General features: G+C 65.8%; 17 protein-coding genes. 5 read left to right on the top strand and 12 right to left on the bottom strand.

Going from position 1 to position 17,995, the window contains the following annotated elements:
- Positions 1 to 66: 66 nt before the first annotated feature.
- Positions 67 to 927, top strand: a complete 861-nt coding sequence (locus tag QX132_RS22180) for a DUF1499 domain-containing protein (RefSeq protein ID WP_315758050.1) — start codon at positions 67 to 69, stop codon at positions 925 to 927.
- 94 nt (positions 928 to 1,021) lie between these two features.
- On the opposite strand, the gene QX132_RS22175 is transcribed toward QX132_RS22180, so the two are convergent.
- The 3 genes from QX132_RS22175 to ribB form a co-directional block, all read right to left on the bottom strand.
- The gene (locus QX132_RS22175; protein ID WP_315740902.1) at positions 1,022 to 1,936 is read right to left on the bottom strand and encodes an MBL fold metallo-hydrolase; all 915 of its coding nucleotides are present in this window, start codon (positions 1,934 to 1,936) and stop codon (positions 1,022 to 1,024) included.
- A gap of 219 nt (positions 1,937 to 2,155) precedes the next feature.
- On the bottom strand, positions 2,156 to 3,370 hold the full coding sequence (locus QX132_RS22170; RefSeq protein ID WP_315715517.1) for an acyl-CoA dehydrogenase: 1,215 nt from the start codon (positions 3,368 to 3,370) through the stop codon (positions 2,156 to 2,158).
- 64 nt (positions 3,371 to 3,434) lie between these two features.
- The gene (gene ribB / locus QX132_RS22165) at positions 3,435 to 4,511 is read right to left on the bottom strand and encodes a 3,4-dihydroxy-2-butanone-4-phosphate synthase (RefSeq protein WP_316162894.1); all 1,077 of its coding nucleotides are present in this window, start codon (positions 4,509 to 4,511) and stop codon (positions 3,435 to 3,437) included.
- 176 nt (positions 4,512 to 4,687) lie between these two features.
- Between ribB and QX132_RS22160 the strand changes: the two genes are divergently transcribed.
- Positions 4,688 to 5,926, top strand: coding sequence for a PLP-dependent aminotransferase family protein (locus QX132_RS22160; RefSeq protein ID WP_316162893.1), 1,239 nt, complete (start codon positions 4,688 to 4,690; stop codon positions 5,924 to 5,926).
- A gap of 11 nt (positions 5,927 to 5,937) precedes the next feature.
- Here QX132_RS22160 and QX132_RS22155 read toward each other — a convergent pair whose 3' ends face one another.
- Positions 5,938 to 7,218, bottom strand: a complete 1,281-nt coding sequence (locus QX132_RS22155; RefSeq protein ID WP_315740905.1) for an amidohydrolase/deacetylase family metallohydrolase — start codon at positions 7,216 to 7,218, stop codon at positions 5,938 to 5,940.
- 170 nt (positions 7,219 to 7,388) lie between these two features.
- Between QX132_RS22155 and QX132_RS22150 the strand changes: the two genes are divergently transcribed.
- On the top strand, positions 7,389 to 7,838 hold the full coding sequence (locus QX132_RS22150; protein WP_315740906.1) for a hypothetical protein: 450 nt from the start codon (positions 7,389 to 7,391) through the stop codon (positions 7,836 to 7,838).
- Between the two features lie 138 nt (positions 7,839 to 7,976).
- A complete protein-coding gene (locus QX132_RS22145) occupies positions 7,977 to 8,204 on the top strand; it encodes a hypothetical protein (protein ID WP_315740907.1) in 228 nt (75 codons plus the stop codon).
- A 79-nt stretch (positions 8,205 to 8,283) separates the two neighbouring features.
- Here the strand turns inward: QX132_RS22145 and QX132_RS22140 are convergent, their stop codons facing one another.
- The 3 genes from QX132_RS22140 to QX132_RS22130 form a co-directional block, all read right to left on the bottom strand.
- Positions 8,284 to 9,105, bottom strand: coding sequence for an aldo/keto reductase (locus QX132_RS22140; protein WP_315782498.1), 822 nt, complete (start codon positions 9,103 to 9,105; stop codon positions 8,284 to 8,286).
- A gap of 189 nt (positions 9,106 to 9,294) precedes the next feature.
- Positions 9,295 to 9,714: a hypothetical protein gene (locus QX132_RS22135; RefSeq protein ID WP_315782496.1), complete on the bottom strand. Its 420-nt coding sequence runs from the start codon at positions 9,712 to 9,714 to the stop codon at positions 9,295 to 9,297.
- A gap of 317 nt (positions 9,715 to 10,031) precedes the next feature.
- On the bottom strand, positions 10,032 to 10,913 hold the full coding sequence (locus tag QX132_RS22130; protein ID WP_316162923.1) for an aldose 1-epimerase family protein: 882 nt from the start codon (positions 10,911 to 10,913) through the stop codon (positions 10,032 to 10,034).
- Between the two features lie 318 nt (positions 10,914 to 11,231).
- On the opposite strand from QX132_RS22130, the gene QX132_RS22125 reads away from it, so the two are divergent.
- On the top strand, positions 11,232 to 12,428 hold the full coding sequence (locus QX132_RS22125) for an amidohydrolase family protein (protein WP_315740910.1): 1,197 nt from the start codon (positions 11,232 to 11,234) through the stop codon (positions 12,426 to 12,428).
- 272 nt (positions 12,429 to 12,700) lie between these two features.
- On the opposite strand, the gene QX132_RS22120 is transcribed toward QX132_RS22125, so the two are convergent.
- From QX132_RS22120 to QX132_RS22100, 5 genes are all read right to left on the bottom strand, one after another.
- A complete protein-coding gene (locus QX132_RS22120) occupies positions 12,701 to 13,216 on the bottom strand; it encodes a MarR family winged helix-turn-helix transcriptional regulator (RefSeq protein ID WP_316162892.1) in 516 nt (171 codons plus the stop codon).
- A 13-nt stretch (positions 13,217 to 13,229) separates the two neighbouring features.
- Positions 13,230 to 13,934 carry an ABC transporter ATP-binding protein gene (locus QX132_RS22115; protein WP_315740912.1) on the bottom strand — a complete coding sequence of 235 codons (705 nt, stop codon included), beginning with the start codon at positions 13,932 to 13,934 and terminating at the stop codon, positions 13,230 to 13,232.
- Positions 13,931 to 14,722 (bottom strand): ABC transporter ATP-binding protein, encoded by a 792-nt coding sequence (locus tag QX132_RS22110; RefSeq protein WP_316162891.1) that lies wholly within the window; start codon positions 14,720 to 14,722, stop codon positions 13,931 to 13,933. Before QX132_RS22110 ends, QX132_RS22115 begins: the two co-directional genes overlap by 4 nt.
- The gene (locus tag QX132_RS22105) at positions 14,719 to 16,605 is read right to left on the bottom strand and encodes an ABC transporter permease (protein WP_316162890.1); all 1,887 of its coding nucleotides are present in this window, start codon (positions 16,603 to 16,605) and stop codon (positions 14,719 to 14,721) included. The genes QX132_RS22110 and QX132_RS22105 overlap by 4 nt, the downstream gene beginning before the upstream one ends.
- A gap of 183 nt (positions 16,606 to 16,788) precedes the next feature.
- Positions 16,789 to 17,991, bottom strand: a complete 1,203-nt coding sequence (locus tag QX132_RS22100) for an ABC transporter substrate-binding protein (protein ID WP_315776217.1) — start codon at positions 17,989 to 17,991, stop codon at positions 16,789 to 16,791.
- Between the last annotated feature and the right edge of the window lie 4 nt (positions 17,992 to 17,995).

Here is a 17,995-nt window from a genome sequence, read left to right as displayed (position 1 = left end):
TCACACGGATGACTCGGCCGCCCGGCGCAACGCAGGCAGCGGCCCAACCCGGCAGTTCCTGACACGATGGCACGCAGGTTTCACGCCCCCTATCTGTCGGAGCCGATCTCCAGCCTCGCGACCTGGACCCGCAATCTGGCGGTGTTCTCGGTCGTCGCCGTGCTGGTCTCGATCCTGATCCTGCGCTTCGATTTTCTGGAGATGAAGCCGGCGCTGGCGACGTTCTTCGGCGCGCTGGGGCTTGCCGCGCTGTCGATCCTGCTCGGACTTGCCGCCTTCGTCGCGATCTGGCGCAACGGCAGCCGCGGCATGAGCCGGATCCTGCTCGCCTTCATGATCGATGCCGTGGTGCTGGCCTATCCGGCCTACCTCGCGCTCCAGTACCGCAAGCTGCCGAAGATCTACGACATCACCACCGACCCGATCGATCCGCCGCGCTTCGAGGCTTTGGCGCCGCTCCGCAACGGCGACGGCACCAACACGGCCGTCTATGCCGGGCTGTACTCGGCCGAGCAGCAGCAGAAATTCTATCCGGACATCGAGCCGGTGCAGATCGAGCTGCCGCCCGATCGCGCCTACGCGATCGCCCTGAAGCTGGTCAACCGGCGCAAATGGTTCGTGGTCGACGAGCGCGCGCCGCAGCCGCCGCGCCGCGTCGGCCGCATCGAGGCCGTCGCACGCACACCGATCATGGGCTTCCGCGAGGACATCTCGATCCGCATCCAGCCCGACGGCGAGGATTCCCGCGTCGACGTCCGCTCCGCCTCGCGCTATTTCGAGTCCGATATCGGCAGCAACGCCGCGCGCGTGACCAAGCTGATCGAGGACCTGTCCAACGCCGGCGAGGCCGAGGCGCAGAAGCCGGTGAAGAAGGTCACGCCGCCGCCGGTGGCGGCGAAGGGGAATGCGAAGACGGTGAAGAAGTGAGCGGGGCGAATGGCGAATAGGGAGTAGCGAATAGGGAATGAAGTCTTCCCGGCTCGCACTCTTCCCCTACTCGCTATTCCCTATTCGCTATTCGCTACACCAGCCGATACGTCCCGCCGATCACCGGATCGCCCTCCGTTGCGACGATGCCGCGGGCGACGAGGTCTTCCAGATGGGCGAGAACGGAGTAGCCCGCCGCCGTGGTGAGCCGCGGGTCGATGCCGATGTAGATCGCGCGCACCATCGTCGGGATGTCAGCCTCGCCCTTGGCGAGACGATGCAGGATCGAGGCTTCGCGCGCTTGGCGGTGGCGCATCAGGAAGCGCGTGTAGCGTGGTCCCTCCGGAATTTCCGGGCCGTGGCCTGAGAAATACAGCTCCTCAGGTCGCGCGGCGAGCCGCTCCAGCGAGGCCATGTAGTCGACCATCGCGCCGTCGGGCGGCGCCACGATCGAGGTCGCCCAACCCATCACGTGATCGCCGACGAAAGTGGTGCCGCGCTCGCCCCAGGCGAAGGCGAGATGGTTGGCGGTATGGCCGGGCGTCGCCACGGCTTCGAGCTGCCAGCCCTGCCCTTCGATCACGTCGCCGTCAGCAACGGTGACATCCGGCGCAAAGTCGCGGTCGACGCCGGATTCCGGATTGTGCTTCTCGCTCTCGTAGCGCGGCCGCGAGGCGCGATGCGGGCCCTCCGCATAGACGGTGGCGCCGGTCGCGGCCTTCAGCCGGCCGGTGTTCGGCGAGTGATCGCGATGGGTGTGCGTCACCAGAATGTGCGTTACCGTCTCGCCTCTGATGGCATCGAGCAGCGCCTGCGCATGGGCCTCGTTGTCCGGGCCGGGATCGATGATCGCGACGTTGCCGGTGCCCACGATGTAGCTGACCGTGCCGGTGAAGGTGAACGGACTCGGATTGTTGCAGAGGACGCGGCGAATGCCGGGGCGCACCTCTTCGACGACGCCCGCGGGAAGCGGGAAATGACGGTTGAACGGGACGTCTTCCTCGGCCATCACTTGCCTCATCTTTCGACGGGCACTTGATGACCCGTTTCTCGGACGTCATGCCCCGCGCAGGCGGGGCATTCGGTACGCCGCGACATCTCGACTGATCCTGTTGTTTCCGAGTACCGGATCGTCCGCTGGAGCCTGTCCTCAAGCTCGCCAAAGGCGAGACCCGGGGGCGGACGATGACAGTTGGGGACTCCTGCCGAGCCCCCGGAACGACGAAGACTAGAAGAACGCCTGGATGCCGGTAATGGCGCGGCCCAGGATCAGCGCATGAACGTCATGCGTGCCCTCGTAGGTGTTGACCGTCTCGAGGTTGGCAGCGTGGCGCATCACCTGATACTCGATCGAAATGCCGTTGCCGCCGTGCATGTCGCGCGCGACGCGGGCGATGTCGAGCGCCTTGCCGCAATTGTTGCGCTTGACGATCGAGATCATCTCCGGGGCCATCTTGCCCTCGTCCATCAGGCGGCCGACGCGAAGCGAGGCCTGCAGGCCGAGCGCGATCTCGGTCTCCATGTCGGCAAGCTTCTTCTGGACCAGCTGCGTGGCAGCCAGCGGCTTGCCGAACTGCTTGCGGTCGAGCGTGTACTGGCGAGCGCGATGCATGCAATCCTCGGCGGCGCCGAGCACGCCCCAGGAGATGCCGTAGCGGGCGCGGTTGAGACAGCCGAACGGCCCCTTCAGACCGGACACGTTGGGCAGCAGCGCGCTCTCCGGCACCACCACGCCGTCCATCACGACCTCGCCGGTGATAGAGGCGCGCAAGGAGAGCTTGCCGCCGATCTTCGGCGCCGACAGGCCCTTCATGCCCTTCTCGAGGATGAAGCCACGGATCTGGTTGTCATGCGCGGCCGACTTGGCCCACACCACGAACACGTCGGCGATCGGCGCGTTCGAGATCCACATCTTGCTGCCGGTCAGGCGGTAGCCGTCGGCGACCTTCTCGGCGCGCGTCTTCATGCCGGCCGGATCGGAGCCGGCATCCGGCTCGGTCAGGCCGAAGCAGCCGACCCATTCGCCGCTGGCGAGCTTCGGCAGATACTTCTTGCGCTGGCTCTCGTCGCCATAGGCGTAGATCGGATACATCACCAGCGAGGACTGCACCGAATTCATCGAGCGATAGCCGGAATCGACCCGCTCGATCTCGCGCGCCACCAGGCCATAGGCGACGTAGCTCGCATTGGCGCAGCCATATTCCTCCGGCAAGGTGATGCCGATCAGGCCGAGCTCGCCCATCTCGTTGAAGATCTCGCGGTCGGTCTTCTCTTCGAGATAGGCCTTGGTCACGCGCGGCAGCAGCTTGTCCTGGGCGTAGGCGCGCGCGGTGTCACGCACCATGCGCTCGTCCTCGGTCAGCTGATCGTCCAGCAGGAAGGGATCGTCCCACTGGAAGCTCGACTGGGCCGGCTTGTCCTTTGCCTGAGGGCGCGCGCTCATGAATGGTCCTTTCGCGTCTCGCTGCGCACGGGTCGCAGCAGTCTAGAGGTTAAATCCTGGAGGTTCAGCCTTCAAGCCGCTCGTTGGCGACGATCTCGATGCCGAAACCCGACAGGCCCTTGTAGTCATGCGCCGACGACGTCAGGTTCCGGATCGAGGTCACGCCGAGATCACGCAGGATCTGCGCACCGACGCCGACCTCGCGCCACTGACGATGGCGATCGGCCTCCGCGGTGTGCGGCTCTTCGACCGGCTCGACGGGAACGCCGGCCGCCCCGTCGCGCAGATAGATCAGCACGCCGCGACCGGCCTGCTTGAAGTGCTGCAGCACCGCCTGGATACGCTGCGGACCTGCGATCAGATCCTTCACGATGTTGGGCTTGTGCAGCCGCGTCAGCACGTTCTTGCCGTCGCCGATGCCGTTATAGACGAACGCGGCGTGGGTGATCGGATCGAACGGCGAGCGGTAGGCGAAGCCCTGCAGCGGCCCGATCGGGCTGTCGGTCGTGAAGGTCGACACCCGCTCGATCAGCTTCTCGCGCGCCTGCCGGTACGAGATCAGATCGGCGATCGTGACATGCTTGAGATTGTGGGCCCCGGCGAAACGAACGACCTGCTCGCCTTTCATGACCGTGCCGTCGTCGTTCATCAACTCGGAGATGACGCCGACCGGCGGGAGCCCCGCGAGCTTGCAGAGATCGACTGCCGCCTCGGTGTGGCCGGAGCGCAGCAGCACGCCGCCGTCGCGCGCGATCAATGGGAAGATGTGGCCGGGGCGCGCGAAATCAGCGGCGCCGGCATTCGGGTTGGCGAGCGCACGACAGCAGGAAGCGCGCTCTTCGGCCGAGATGCCGGTGCCACCGTCCGGCTTGTAGTCGATCGAGACGGTGAAGGCCGTGGTGTGGTTGGAATCATTGTGCGCGACCATCGGGTCGAGCCGCAGCCGCCGCGCGTCGTCGGCCGTGATCGGCGCGCAGACGATGCCGGAGGTATGGCGAATGATGAACGCCATCTTGTCGGGCGTGCAGAGCGAGGCGGCGACGATGAGATCGCCCTCGCCCTCGCGGTCGTCGTCATCGGTCACGACGACCATCTCACCCTTGGCGAAGGCGTACAGAACTTCCTGGATCGAGTCGGCCATTGCAAGTCTCGCTGCTTTTCCGGGCTGCTTTAGCCGGGATCGCAGGCGCGCGCCAGAGCGGTGGAACCGCCGTTCGAAGGTCGCCTTCCCCCGGGAAAAGGACCTGCCCTGCGAGGACAAGCGCCCTGGTATCTGTTTAAAGTCGCCTCAAATCGAGAACAAGGGAGCCGCGCCTCATGGCCGCATTCGATTTTGCACCCCTCTTCAGCCCCGGCCTGCCCGCACCGGCCGCGCGCTGGACGGGACTCGCAAAATACAGCTTCGTCGGTGGCAACAACGACGCCGATGCCGTGCCCGTGGAGGGCTTGCGCGCGGCCGCCGACGCCGTGCTCGCCCGCGAGGGACGCGCGCTGGCTACCTACGGCCTCGCGCATGGGCCTCAAGGTTACCGGCCGCTACGGGACTTCCTTGCCGCCAAGCTGACGCGGGACGCCGGCATGTCGGCGCGCGCCGACGACATCATGATCCTCTCGGGCTCGCTGCAGGGCCTCGACCTCGTCAACCAGGCGCTGCTCACGCGCGGCGACACCGTGCTGGTCGAGCAGGACAATTACCAGGGCACGCTGACGCGGCTGGCGCGACTGGGCGTCAAGGTCATCGGCATCCCGCTCGACCGCGACGGCATGCGAACGGATGCGCTGGCGACGGTGCTGGCCGATCTAAGGGATCGCGGCATTCGGCCGAAATACATCTATACCATTCCGACGGTACAGAACCCGACCGGCACCATCATGCCGGAAAGCCGCCGGGCCGAGCTGCTATGGCTGTCGCGCGCCTATGGCGTACCGGTGTTCGAGGACGACTGCTACGCCGACCTGATCTGGGATGGCAAACGGCCCCGCGCGATCCACGGCATGTCCGACCATGGCGGGGTGATCCATCTCGGGTCGTTCTCGAAGTCGGTCGCGCCCGCGTTGCGGGTCGGCTTCCTGGTCGCCCCCTGGGAGATCATGTCGGTGCTGCTGTCCCTCAAGACCGATGCCGGCTCGGGCGCGCTGGAACAGATGGTGCTTGCGGAATATTGCAGGCCGCATTTCGCGACCCACGTGCCGCAGCTGGTGCGGGGCCTGCGCGCCAAGCTGGACACCCTGATCGAGGCGCTCAACGCCGAGTTCGGCACCGCCGCCGAGTTCGAGGCGCCGAAGGGCGGAATCTTCCTCTGGCTCAAGCTGCCGGACCAGGTTGACGCGATGAAGCTGTCACAGGCCGCGCTCAAGCGCGGCGTGTCGATCAATCCGGGACCGGAATGGTCCACCGACGCCGCGCATGCGCGGAGCCGCCTGCGGCTGTGCTTCGCCAGCCCCTCGCATCAGGACATCCGCGAGGGCATCGCGGTGCTCGCCGACGTCTGCCGGGAGGAGTTCGGCGTGCCACTGCGCTCGTCCAATGTGGAGCGGACGCGCGCGATCGAGTGATCGCGCGCTGCTCATCGCACCGAAAATGGCGACTGGTAGGGCCGTCCGAACGGCACGCCATTGATCACCGTCTGCACCGGCTTGAGCTGCAGCTTGCCCTCGCGCTTGTTGCCGCGGGTATCGACGAAGCTGACGGGACCCTCGACCAGGTCCATGATTGCGACGTCGGCCGGCGCGCCGACCTGCAAGCTGCCGATCTTCGGCGCACGGTTGATGATCTTGGCCGGCGCCGAGGTCGCCATGCTCACCACCTGCTCCAGCGAGAGTCCCATCGCCATGAATTTCGCCATCACGTTGGGCAGGAACGGCATGCCCGGGCTGTTGCCGGAGAACACGTGGATGTCGGAGGAGATGGTGTCCGGGCCGCAGCCGCCGGGGATCGCGACCTCGGCCACGGTGAAATCGAAGCTGCCGCCGCCATGGCCGACATCGAACAGCACGCCGCGCTGCTTGGCGGCGAGCGCCGCGGGCAGCAGCTTGCCGTCCTGGACGATGTTGGTGAAGGCGCCGCCCATGTTCGGCGCGCCGGAATAGGCATGGGTCAGGATGTCGCCGGGGCGCAGCAGGTCCAGGATCTGCGACATCAACTCACCGGTCTCGACGCCACCGATATGCACCATCATCCGCGCCGGCCAGCCGCACAACTCGCAGGCCTTGATGCCGCGCTTCAGCGGCTCGAGCCCATGCTTGAAGATCACGTTCTCCGACATCCGCACCTTGACGCCGAGCAGAAAGTCCGGGTTCTCGGCCAGCGCCATGGCGCAGGCATCCACCTGGGCGTTGTCGATGTTATAGAGCTCCGCGACCGGAAATGCCGACAGACCATTGTTGGCGATATGCACGAAGGCGTAGATGCGGGCGCGCGACTGGGCGGCGATGAAGCGGCGCAGCGCCGCCAGATTGTTCACCCCGGCATCGCCGGCCGAGACGACCGTCGTGGTGCCCTGGAATTGCACGAGCTCGTCCGGCGGAATCCCGATCGCCGAGCCATAGGGATAGACGTGGCTGTGGAGGTCGATGAGGCCCGGCATCACCAGCCGGCCGGCAGCGTCGATCGACCGCAGCGCACGCTCGACCGGAATGTCCGGTTCGAGGGCCTCGACCACGCCCCAGCGGATCCCGATGTCGCGCCGGCCGCGCAGGGCCTGGCTGGGATCGATGACGTCGCCGCCCTTGATGAGAAGGTCGAACTTGTCGGCCGGCCCCATCGCCGCGTGAGCCGGGCCCGACACCGCAGCCATGGCGGCCGCTCCGGAAGACAACAGGAAATGACGGCGCGACAGCGCGGACATGCTCGGCCTCCCCCACATCTTATTTGTAGTTGCCGATAGCATGCGCCTTGTCGGCGGCTCCGGCAAGACCCGCACCGGAAGATCGACGCTTCGGGCCTATCTCGCAGGTCCGACATTGCGCCGTTGACGCGGTGCATTAAGATGGACGGACGACATTCCTGCGAGACCCCATGACCTCGATCTCCCAACGCCTGCTCGCAATCCTCCTGCTCGCATCATCCTTTGCGCCGGCCGCCTCGGCGGACGATACGGCCGAGGTGGCACGTGCGTGGGGCCTGATCGGAACCTGGGCTGCTGATTGCAGTGCGCCTCCGGTCAGAGGCCGCGGCGCCATCATCTCCTACGAGATCTCGCCGGACGGCAGCCTGGTCTATCGCCGCGACCATGATCCCTCCGACGTCAATGAGGTCGCCACCGCGCGGATCGAACCCGACCAGACTCTAGTCCTCTCGATCGTCCTGTCGAGGGCGCGCCAGACGCGCGAGAATGGGATCATCAAGACGACGGACGGCGGCATCCGCTCGGTGTTCAATCGTGGCGAGGACGGCAGCTATACCATTCGCGAGGCGCGCTTCGTCGCCAACGGCAAGCCGACGCCAGCGCTCAGGAAGTGCGACTGACGCGGCAGGCTCGAGACGCAGCTCGCCCGCAAGCGTGAAGACCAAATCTGAACGTGTATTCAGCAACTTCGTGGAAGGTCCTGCGGAACGTTCTTTCACACTTCAAGTTGATCCCGCACTTTCATTCTGGAGGACAACATGAAGAAAATCGCTCTCGCGCTCGCTTCCCTTGCAGTCGTCGCTCTCGCGGCACCGTCGATCGCCAACGCCGAGACGGTGGTCATCAAGCGTGGCGGCCATCACTACCACCACGGCTGGGATCGCTCCCACGCCGAATACCGCATGCATCGTGAGTACCGGCCTCACCACTATGTCCGGCCGCTCCACCGCCATCATGACCGCACCGTGATCATCAAGCGCGACTGATCCGCGGACTTCGACGCAGCAATGGCCCCGCAAGGGGCCATTTTCTGTGGTCCATTCACCCTGGCCCGATGCACGGTCGTCAGCGATCCCAGTCCGGCGCAAAGGCCGGATTGACGAAGCGCTTGTCCTTCGGGAGGGACGCGATGGTGGCACGATCCTCATCATCGAGTTGAAGCTTCATCGCATCCCAGTTCGCCCGCTGACTTTCCGGGCGCGCTGCCTTGGGGATCGCCGCCACCCCATCCTGGTCCAACAGCCATTTCAGCGCGACCTGGGCGGCGCTGGCGCCATGCTTCCTGCCGATGGCCCCCAGCGTCTCGTCGGCGGCGGCGCGTCCCTGCGCCAGCGGGCAATAAGCCACCAGGGGAATTGACCGGCTCGCCATGTAAGCCATCAGCTTCGACTGATCGAGCATCACGTGATACTCGACCTGGTTGCACGCCACTGGCGCCCGAATCTCCTCGACCGCCTGCTTCAGCAGCGCGACGGTGAAATTGGCGACGCCGACCGCGCGCGTGCGCCCCTCCTCCTTCAGCTTCAACAGTGTCTCCAGCGCAGCCGGCAGGTCCATTCCCTTGGCCGGCCAGTGGATGAGATAGAGGTCGACGAACTCCAGCCTGAGCTTTTTCAAGCTCGTGTCGAACGCGCGGCGGATCGCATCCGGCGCAAGGTTCTCCGGCCAGACCTTCGTGGTCACATGCAATTCAGCCCGCGGTACAGACGCGGCCGCAAGCGCGGCGCCGATCGCATCCTCATTGGCGTACATCTCGGCAGTATCGATGTGGCGGTACCCGAGCGCGAGCGCGCTCTCGACGGCCTCGCGGCAGACGGTGCCCTGCATGCGAAAGGTGCCGAGCCCGAGCTTGGGCAGACGAATACCCTGGGTGTCGATGGCGTTCATGAATTCTCCTGGAATCGCGCGAACCACTCGCCAGCGAACGCCGGCGGCAGCCTCGAAACATCAAGACCTTGGCGGGAAGCGCTCAGCTTGCCTTCGCTCCGCTTGGGAGTTCAAGCGAGCCGGCATCCACCTCAATCAAGATGTCGGGAGGTCGGTTCCGGCGTGCAGGCGCACGCCGAGCCTGTCTGCTCAGCGCCAGTTGCAGATGCCGCCGCTGCCGGGCCGGCACGGCCAGGTCTGGATGCGCGTATCCATCGCCTGCGCGTCCAGCGGATTGCCGCGCCGATGGACGAGCTTGGTGCGAGCGGCGCCGCGGGGCCGCTCGGCCGTCCTGGTGCCATGAGCGCGCCGGGTGGCGACGGCGCGCGGGATGCCGGAGCGCTCGTCCGGGTCGATCGCGGAACGGACGGCGACCGCAGGTCGATCTGATTTGGCTTCGATAGGCACAGGTTCGAAATGCGCCTCGGGGCCGAGCGGCTCCGGCGACAACACGGCCTTCGACAGATCAAGCTTGAGGAAGTCACCCGGCCGATAGGCCCCCGCCACAGCATCGCTCGCCGTGAGCAACACCGCGCATGTAATCGTGCCGATAACAGCTCTCAACACCATCCCATCCTCCCGTTCCCCGCGTAACGCCACTTACGCGCCCCCGCCGCGAGATCTCTGCACGCCGGCTGATGGCGAACTCGCAGCGCCGCCCGGCTGCAAGAGCCAGCTAAGAGCGCCTGACATCACGCCGCACATCATGTTCGATGATCGACCGTTATCAGTTCGGAGAAAGCGCCCACCAACCGCCGGTCGTTCGACGCATCATAGCCAAAGTTCCGCGCTCGTCTCTGATGTAGGTCACGGCGCCGTCATTTCCAGGCCCAAAACTGCGAGTCACAGTTACCGCTGTGCACGCAAATGGGCGCTGCGAGCATCAGTCATACCAATCCGTCGACCCGGATGCGGCATCGCAGCGTCTCTGCAGAGTCCGGGGCGATGTGCATGACGCCGGGCTTGGCCACAAACTCGCCGTCGAAATCGAGCGGACTGGCGAAACCGCGCCACGGCTCGATGCACAGGAACGGCACGCCGCCGGGCTTCGACCAGATTCCAAGCTGACGAAAATGATCCCAAGTTAACTCAAGCGCCGGTCCTGTGGTTCCGACGAGGCGAACCGAACGGCTGGCCGGCTGATCGAGGATCACGGCATCGTCGTCGAACAGACGTTCGCTCAACGGGAGAACGCGCCCCTCGATCGGTGAAGGCTCCGGCCGCTCGCGCAGCAAACCGCCAGTCAGACGGCGGATCGGCGCCGGCTCCGGCTCTGCAAAAATCAGCCGATAGCTCTCCTTCGGCTGGCCGGGGAGCAGCGGCCAGTTGAAGGCGGGATGGCCGCCGAACGAGGCGGGCAGAACCTCCGCGCCGGGGTTGGCGATCTCGACCGCCACGTCCAGCGCATCAGCGGTGATCCGGTAGCTCACCGTGAGACGGAAGGCGAACGGATAGCGCGCCCGCGTCGTCTCGTCGTCGGTCAGCTGCAACACGCACGACTCGGCCCCGCGCTCCAGCCAGGTGAATCGCAGGTCGCGGGCGAAGCCGTGCTGCGTCATCGGATAGGTTTGGCCGCGGTGGTGGAGCTGGTCATTCTTGAGTCGGCCGACGATCGGAAACAACCATGGCGCATGGCGCGGCCAGACGGCTCCGGCCTGCCAGAGCAACTCCAGGCCCCCGCCCGTCTTCAACGAGCACAGCTCGGCGCCATCAGCCTTGACCGCGGCAGTGATGCCGCCCGCGCTGATCGTGTGAAGGTCGTCGCTCATTGCCGTCACCGACGTCGCAAAAGAATCGCACGAGGTGATGCCGGATTGCGGCAGCAACGTCCAGGGGTGTGGTTCATCACCAGCGCGTAGACCACCGCCACAAGCACAGGGGACGGGAATGTCGAACACGCGACCGAAGCCGCACTCATAGGGCCCGCGCTGTGTCTGAAGGGTAGGCAACCCGCGCCAAATCTTCGTGCAGGCCGCAGCTTGCCGGCCCTGATCATTCGTGTACGAATGACCGAAACCGGCTTGATGCTGCGCCGCGTGCAGGCGCAGACTGCCGCAAATGCTTTGCCAGGAGAGAAGGATATCCCGATGGCCCATGACGCGCCGCAAGCGACCGGTCCCAGCAAGCTGGTCATCCGCAACATCGGCCTGATGCTGTCCGGCGCGCTGGAACGGCCCATCCTGGATGCCGACACGATCGTCGCCGAGAACGGCAAGATCACGGGAATCGGCCGCTTCAAGGACGTCGACACCGAAGGCGCGACGACCATCGTCGATGCCCATGGCACGACGGTGGCGCCGGGCCTCATCGACAGCCACGTCCATCCCGTCGCCGGCGACTGGACGCCGCGGCAGAACCAGACCAACTGGATCGACTCCTATCTGCATGGCGGCGTCACTACGATGATCTCCGCCGGCGAGGTGCACATGCCCGGCCGTCCGCGCGACGTCGTCGGCCTGAAGGCGATGGCGATCTTCGCGCAGCGCGCGTTCTGGACGCTGCGGCCCGGCGGCGTGAAGGTGCATGCCGGCGCGCCCGTCATCGAATGCGAGATGGTCGAGGACGATTTCAAGGAGCTCGCCGCGGCTGGCGTCAAGCTGCTCGGCGAGGTCGGTCTCGGCGGCGTCAAGGATGGCCCCACCGCACGCAAGATGGTCGGCTGGGCACGCAAATACGGCATCCAGAGCACCATCCACACCGGCGGTCCGTCGATCCCCGGCTCGGGCCTGATCGACAAGGACGTGGTGCTGGAGGCCGGCACCGACGTCATCGGGCACATCAATGGCGGCCACACCGCCCTGCCCGACGACCAGATCCGCTGCATCTGCGAGGGCTGCAAGGCCGGGCTCGAGCTCGTGCACAACGGCAACGAGCGTTCGGCGCTGTTCACCCTGCGCACCGCGCGCGAGATGAACGAGCTCAACCGCGTGATCCTCGGCACCGACGCGCCGGCCGGCTCCGGCGTGCAGCCGCTCGGCATCCTGCGCATGGTGTCGCTGCTGTCCTCGCTCGGCGACGTGCCGGCCGAGATCGCGTTCTGCTTCGCCACCGGCAACACCGCGCGGATGCGCGAGCTCGACTGCGGCCTGATCGAAATCGGCCGCTCCGCCGATTTCGTCATCATGGACAAGGCGCAGCACTCGCCGGCCAAGACGCTGCTCGACAGCGTCCAGCTCGGCGACCTCCCGGGCATCGGCATGACCATCATCGACGGCATCGTCCGCACCCAGCGCAGCCGCAACACGCCGCCGGCCACGAAGATCCCGGAGATCGTGGCGAAGTAGGATCGACCGGCTTTCTCCGCCGTCATTGCGAGCGCAGCGAAGCAATCCAGGGCCGCATGTGAAGCTCTGGATTGCTTCGGCGCAAGGGCGCCTCGCAATGACGCCGTGAGTTTGATGAAGATTGCGTAGCAAGGTTGGGCAAAGGCGCGCGCGACGCGCCAGCGCCGTGTGCGACGCACCCAGCGTCTTCGTCGCAGCATGGATGGTGGGCACGACGTATTCGCTACGCGAATGCGTCTTTGCCCACCCTACACGACCTGCGCTCGTGGCGACTACCGCAGCCTGTTCAACAGCGCCAGCAGCGTCTCGCGTTCCTTGGCATCGAGCGGCGCCAGCGTCTCCTTGGAGATCGCCAGCGCGAGCGGTGCGGTCTTCTCCGCGAGCTGCTGGCCGGCGCGGGTCAGGCTGACTAACAGCCTGCGACCATCCTGCGGGTCCGGGCTGGTTTCAGTGAGACCGCGCGCCGTCAGCCGATCGATCACGCCCTTGATGGTCGCGACATCCATCGCCGTGAACCGTCCGAGCTGGTTCTGAGAGCACGGTCCGGTCTCGACCAGCTTCGACAGCGCCGCCCATTGCGTCGGCGTCAGGTTGCTGCCGATGTCGCGCGCGAAGATCATGGTGTGGCGCTGCCACACCTGCCGCAGGATGAAGCCGATCTGGTCGTCCAGCACATAGGCCGTCCGGGCCGGCTTTGGCGCAGCCTTCGCGGCTTGCTTGGCCTGTGGCTTCGGCGTCGTCTTGGTCGCCGCTTTTGTCGATCGCTTCAGCGGGGCGCTCTTGGCCATATCTTTCCTCGCCTCAGATCGACAGATGCGCGTCGCGGATGTCGGGCCGCGCGTCGAGCTCGGCCATGGTGCCGGAGAAGCAGATGCGACCGCGCTCGATGATGTAGGCGCGGTCAGAGATCAGCTTCGCGAAATGCAGGTTCTGCTCGGAGACGACCAGCGAGACGCCTTCCTTCTTCATGGTCAGGATCGCATCGACCATCTGCTCCACGATCTTCGGCGACAGGCCTTCCGAGGGCTCATCGAGCAGGACCAGCGACGGATTGCCCATCAGCGTGCGGGCGATGGTCAGCATCTGCTGCTCACCACCGCTCATGCGGCCGCCCGGGCGGCTCTTCATCTCGCCGAGATTGGGAAACAGCTGATACAACTTCTCGCGGGTCCATTGCGGGGCATTGGGCCGCGGCTTCTGGCGCCCGACCTCGAGATTCTCCTCCACCGTCAGCTCGGTGAAGATTCTGCGCTCTTCCGGAACATAGCCGAGGCCGGCGCGGACGATCTCATGGGTCGGCGCGGACGAGATGTCCTTGCCCTCGAACATGATCTGGCCCTCGCGCAGCTCGACCAGGCCGACGATCGAGCGGAAGGTTGTCGATTTGCCGGCGCCGTTGCGCCCGAGCAGTGCCACCACCTCGCCCTCGCCGACCTCGAGGCCGATGTCGAACAGGATATGCGCAGGACCGTAGTGGCTGTTGAGATTGGCGACGGACAGCTTCATGCCGGAGCTCCCTCGCGATGATCGGCATCATACAGCAGGCCTTCGCCGAGATAGATCGCCTGCACCTCGCGATTGGCCCGCACCTCGGCTGGCGATCCCTCGGCAATGAGGCTGCCGCGATTGAGCACGAGAATGCGGTCCGCATGCTCGAACACCACGTCCATGTCGTGCTCCGTGAAAAGGACGCCGATCGACTGCTCACGCGCGATTCCGGCGGTCAGCCGCATCAGCTCGACGCGCTCGCGCGGCGCCATGCCGGCAGTCGGCTCGTCCATGAGCAGCAGCTTCGGCTGGTTGGCGAGCGCGATCGCGAGCTCCAGCCGTTTGAGGTCGCCATAGGCGAGCTCGCCGCAGGGACGCTCGGCATAGCCGGCCATGCCGACGAGATCGAGCAGGCGATCGGCTTCGTCGCGCTCGATGCCAACCATCGGGCTCCAGAAATCGAACAGGCGGCGATGATGCGAGACCAGCGCGACCTGGATGTTCTCACGCACGGTCATGGTCGGATAGGTCGCGGTAATCTGGAAGGTCCGCCCGACTCCGAGCCGCCAGACCTCGCGCGGCTTGCGCCCCGTGGTCTCCTGCCCCATCACGGTGATGCGGCCGCTGTCCGGCACGTTCTGGCCGTTGAGCATGTCGAAGCAGGTGCTCTTGCCGGCGCCGTTCGGACCGATCAGCGCGAGGATCTCGCCGGCCTGCAGCGTGAACGACACGTTGCGGACGGCGTGAATGCCGCCATAGGATTTAGACAGGCCTTCGACCGAGAGCAGCGACACGCCGAGACTCATTGTGCACCCTCCATCTTGGCCGACAGCGAAGCCCCCTTGGGGGCCGCTGCGCGGCGCCGATGCATGACGGTTTCGACCACGCCCACGATGCCTTTCGGGAACACCACCACGATCAGCACGATGAAGATGCCGAGCACGAGCTTCGACCAGTCGGTCTGGCTGACCAGCCAGATGTTGAGCGCCTTGTAGACGATGGCGCCGAAGATCGCGCCGGGCACCGTCTCGACGCCGCCCAGCAGCACCATGACCAGGGCATCGACCGACAGCGAGATGCCCATGTTGTCCGGAAAGACGCTGCCCTTGAGATAGGCGAACAGCGCACCGCCGAGGCCGGCCGTCGTGCCGGCGATGATGAACGCCGTCCACTGGATACGCTTGCCGTTGATGCCGATCGACTCGCTGCGCAGCGGAGAGTCGCGCATTCCGCGCAAGGCGTAGCCGAACGGCGAGAAGGTGATCAGACGCAGCACGCTGACGACCAACGCGGAGACGCCGAGCGCGAGCCAGTAGAAATGCGACGGCGACGCGGCCCATTTCTCCGGCCAGAGCCCGAGAATGCCGTTGTCACCGCCGGTGACCGCGACCCATTGGAACGCGATCGACCACACGATTTGCGCAAAGGCCAAGGTAAGCATCGCGAAATACACGCCCGAAAGCTGGACGGCGAAGGCGCCGAACACGGCCGCACCAAGCGCGCCGAGCAGCGGCCCCAGCAAGAGGCAGGCGATCATCGGCAGCCCCGCCATCTTCGCGAGGAAGGCGACGCCGTAAGCGCCGAGGCCGAAATAGGCGGCATGACCGAACGAGGCGAGCCCGCCGACCGCCATCAGGAAATGCAGCGACGCGGCGAAGATCACGAAGATCGCGATCTCGGCGCCGACGGTCAGCGCGTAGTTGCCGGCGATGAAGGGCAGCATCGCCGCCAGCGCCAGCGCGACGAGAGACGCCAGCCGCTCGACCGAGCTCAGCGGACGCCAGGGAATGACGGTGAGACCGGGTGTGCGCCGCGCCGGCGCCTCCTTCTTGCCGAACAGGCCCCAGGGCCGCACGACCAGCACGACGGCCATCACCAGGAACACCAGGATCAGCGAGATCGTGGGGAAGATGAGAATGCCGAAGGCATTGAGCTCCGAGACCAGAACCGCGGCAACGAAGGCGCCGAGGATGCTGCCGAGGCCGCCGATCACGACGACCACGAACACCTCGACGATGATGCGCAGATCCATCGCGTGATGGACCGCGTCGCGCGGGATCTGCAGCGCGCCGCCGAGCGCGGCGAGGAAGACGCCGACGGCGAACACCGAGGTGAACAGCCACTTCTGATTGACCCCGAGCGCTGCGACCATGTCGCGGTCCTGCGTCGCCGCGCGCACCAGGATGCCCCAGCGGGTGCGCTGGAACAGCAACCAGAGCACACCGAGCACGATCGGACCGAGCGCGATCAGGAACAGGTCGTAGCTCGGGATGTTCTGACCGAAGAAATCGACCGCGCCCTTGAAGCCGGGCGCGCGGCGGCCAAGCAGATCGTCCGGCCCCCAGATCAGGACGACGAGATCCTCGACCATCAGCGTCAGGCCGAACGTCGCGAGCAATTGGAACAGCTCGGGCGCATGATAAATCCGGCGCAGCAGCACCATCTCGACGAGCACGCCGACCGCTGCGACCACCAGCGCGGCCACCACGATGCCGCCCCAAAAACCGAGCGCGCCGGATAGCCGCTCGGTCAGCGTGAACGCGACATAGGCACCGAGCATGTAGAACGCGCCATGGGCGAAATTCACGATGCGGGTGACGCCGAAGATGATCGACAGTCCCGACGCCACCAGGAACAGCGAGGCTGCACTGGCAAGGCCGGTCAGGAACTGGACGAAGTAGAAGGCCATGGGCGGTCCGCGTGAGGAGATCGTCGAATCGATGAGCCGCATTTGCGCTCGGGCGCTCCTTCAGAGAGCTGACGAGCAAGCGTGGGGTGAGGGATCTCGGCCCGAACCTGTAGATCAGGCGTCGTATTCCCTCACCCCGCCCGCTCTCCCCCTGCGGGAGAGGGAGAAGCAGGATCGTGTGGATCAGTCCTTCGGCCGGAGCTTGCCGACTTCCGCGTCACCAGGCAGATAGTCCGAGCCCTTGCGGTAGACGGTGTCGACCATGATGCCCTTGCCGTCCTTCAGCGCGGTCTTGCCGACGTAAGCGCCGAGCGTCGACTGGTGGTCGATCTTACGGAACGTGATTTCACCGAAGGGCGACGGCACGGACAGTCCCTCGGCCGCGGCGATCAGCTTGTCGGTATCGGTCGAGCCGGCCTTGGCGAGAATGGCGGCCGCCGACTTGATGGTCTGGTAGCCGACGATCGAGCCGAGCCGCGGATAGTCGTTGTACTTGGCCTGATACGCCTTCAGGAACGCGTCGTGCTCGGGCGTCTTGATCGAGTACCAGGGATAGCCGGTGACGATCCAGCCCTCGGGCGTCTCCTCCTTGAGCGGATCCAGATATTCCGGCTCGCCGGTCAGGAAGCTGACGACCTTGCGGTCTTTGAACAGGCCGCGGGTGTTGCCTTCGCGGACCAGCTTCACGAGATCGGCGCCGAAGGTGACGTTGAGGATCGCCTCCGGATTGGCGGCGGCGACGGCCTGCACCACCGGACCGGCGTCGATCTTGCCCTGCGGCGGCCACTGCTCGTCCACCCACTGGATGTCGGGCCGTTTCTCCGACAAGAGCTTCTTGAACACCGCGACGGCCGACTGGCCATATTCGTAGTTCGGCGCAATGGTGGCCCATCGCTTGGCGGGAAGCTTGGCAGCCTCCTCCACCAGCATCGCCGCCTGCATGTAGTTCGACGGACGCAGGCGGAAGGTGTATTTGTTGCCCTTCGCCCAGGTGATGGCGTCGGTCAGCGGCTCGGCCGCCAGGAAGAACACCTTCTTCTGGTTGGCGAAGTCGCTGACGGCGAGGCCAATGTTCGACAGGAACGTACCGGCGAGCATCGCGACGTTCTCGCTCGAGACCAGCTCGTTGGCTGCGGTCTGCGCATCGGCCGGCTTGCCGCTGTCGTCCTTGGAGACGACGACGAGCTTCTTGCCGTTGATGCCGCCGGCTGCATTGACCTCCTCGACCGCAAGCTGCCAGCCCTTGCGATAAGGCTCGGTGAACGCCGGCAGCAGCGAATAGCTGTTGATCTCGCCGATCTTGATGACGTCCTCGGCGCGCGCCGCGCTCGTCAGTCCCGCGACGGCAAGGCCCAGGCCTGCCGCAAGCATCGTTCTCCGTCGCATCCCT

The sequence above is a fragment of the Bradyrhizobium sp. SZCCHNRI20481 genome, assembly GCF_032485055.1.
In the GTDB taxonomy this organism is placed as follows: domain Bacteria; phylum Pseudomonadota; class Alphaproteobacteria; order Rhizobiales; family Xanthobacteraceae; genus Bradyrhizobium.
This window is presented reverse-complemented; position numbering and strand designations above follow the sequence as displayed.

Coding starts and splice junctions, on each gene's coding strand:
- QX132_RS22155 (WP_315740905.1), bottom strand. CDS start 7,218: ATGTCCGCGCTGTCGCGCCGTCATTTCCTGTTGTCTTCCGGAGCGGCC.
- QX132_RS22100 (WP_315776217.1), bottom strand. CDS start 17,991: ATGCGACGGAGAACGATGCTTGCGGCAGGCCTGGGCCTTGCCGTCGCG.
- QX132_RS22110 (WP_316162891.1), bottom strand. CDS start 14,722: ATGAGTCTCGGCGTGTCGCTGCTCTCGGTCGAAGGCCTGTCTAAATCC.
- QX132_RS22180 (WP_315758050.1), top strand. CDS start 67: ATGGCACGCAGGTTTCACGCCCCCTATCTGTCGGAGCCGATCTCCAGC.
- QX132_RS22120 (WP_316162892.1), bottom strand. CDS start 13,216: ATGGCCAAGAGCGCCCCGCTGAAGCGATCGACAAAAGCGGCGACCAAG.
- QX132_RS22105 (WP_316162890.1), bottom strand. CDS start 16,605: ATGGCCTTCTACTTCGTCCAGTTCCTGACCGGCCTTGCCAGTGCAGCC.
- QX132_RS22150 (WP_315740906.1), top strand. CDS start 7,389: ATGACCTCGATCTCCCAACGCCTGCTCGCAATCCTCCTGCTCGCATCA.
- QX132_RS22130 (WP_316162923.1), bottom strand. CDS start 10,913: ATGAGCGACGACCTTCACACGATCAGCGCGGGCGGCATCACTGCCGCG.
- QX132_RS22140 (WP_315782498.1), bottom strand. CDS start 9,105: ATGAACGCCATCGACACCCAGGGTATTCGTCTGCCCAAGCTCGGGCTC.
- QX132_RS22145 (WP_315740907.1), top strand. CDS start 7,977: ATGAAGAAAATCGCTCTCGCGCTCGCTTCCCTTGCAGTCGTCGCTCTC.
- QX132_RS22175 (WP_315740902.1), bottom strand. CDS start 1,936: ATGGCCGAGGAAGACGTCCCGTTCAACCGTCATTTCCCGCTTCCCGCG.
- QX132_RS22125 (WP_315740910.1), top strand. CDS start 11,232: ATGGCCCATGACGCGCCGCAAGCGACCGGTCCCAGCAAGCTGGTCATC.
- QX132_RS22170 (WP_315715517.1), bottom strand. CDS start 3,370: ATGAGCGCGCGCCCTCAGGCAAAGGACAAGCCGGCCCAGTCGAGCTTC.
- QX132_RS22135 (WP_315782496.1), bottom strand. CDS start 9,714: ATGGTGTTGAGAGCTGTTATCGGCACGATTACATGCGCGGTGTTGCTC.
- QX132_RS22115 (WP_315740912.1), bottom strand. CDS start 13,934: ATGAAGCTGTCCGTCGCCAATCTCAACAGCCACTACGGTCCTGCGCAT.
- QX132_RS22160 (WP_316162893.1), top strand. CDS start 4,688: ATGGCCGCATTCGATTTTGCACCCCTCTTCAGCCCCGGCCTGCCCGCA.
- ribB (WP_316162894.1), bottom strand. CDS start 4,511: ATGGCCGACTCGATCCAGGAAGTTCTGTACGCCTTCGCCAAGGGTGAG.